This window comes from Bacteroides muris (ex Fokt et al. 2023) (assembly GCF_024704895.1).
GTDB classification, from domain to species: Bacteria; Bacteroidota; Bacteroidia; order Bacteroidales; family Bacteroidaceae; genus Bacteroides; species Bacteroides muris.
Genome location: NZ_JAMZEE010000110.1, coordinates 1 through 711 on the forward strand (window position 1 = coordinate 1; position 711 = coordinate 711).

At 40.4% G+C, this 711-nt stretch carries 2 protein-coding genes; both read right to left on the reverse strand.

Going from position 1 to position 711, the window contains the following annotated elements; all coding sequences use genetic code 11:
- Positions 1 to 11 precede the first annotated feature (11 nt).
- Positions 12 to 245, reverse strand: a complete 234-nt coding sequence (locus M1B78_RS18460; protein ID WP_120164389.1) for a hypothetical protein — start codon at positions 243 to 245, stop codon at positions 12 to 14.
- Positions 246 to 250: 5 nt separating this feature from the next.
- Positions 251 to 592, reverse strand: coding sequence for a hypothetical protein (locus M1B78_RS18465; protein WP_131225245.1), 342 nt, complete (start codon positions 590 to 592; stop codon positions 251 to 253).
- Positions 593 to 711: the final 119 nt, after the last annotated feature.

Genomic DNA, 711 nt, shown 5'->3' on the forward strand with positions numbered 1-711 from the left:
TTATTAGATTGTTATAACTCTTTAAATTCCTGCTCCATCCGGCACTTTCTCACGTAAAGTCCATCAATAATGTACTGGGTACAATACTTGGGAAGGGGGATAACAACAAGATCACGAGTACCCCTATCGGCATCGCGATACACACAACATTCCCTGCTGCTTTTTAGAATTGACTCAAGAAGAGAATTACACTTTTCAATCTCTTCCTTAATGGCTTTGGCCCTTTCAAATGATTCATTTTCCATAATATTCAAAAATAATGGTGTGATGTACATAGGGGTGGGAATTGTTGCTTGGTAGAATACCCCATCAGCTCCAGGTTAAAGATGTCCTCTCCGATTTCTTTCCACGCCGAATATACACCATACATACATTCACGCGCATAGAAAGGCGGCTTGTAGGGGTCGCATACACAGATTATCTGCACATGTGATTTTCTGTTGTATGATACCAGCTTCGTTCTGGAACTGTCGAATAAATCTCCAACGACATGTTGGCCAGGGCGGATATTGTAACAGTAACTGTTGTCCTGATACACGTCAAGGGTCTCCCAAAGATATGTCGGGAAATCTGTCATTTTCAAATCTCTCATATTACCGCATATTAGATAAACAACCAATTGCAAATCCTATTATCCCAATATTTATCATCAAGACGATAATATCAAAGAGAAAGAGAATTCGGTAAGATCCGGATGCTTTCCGCATTGCC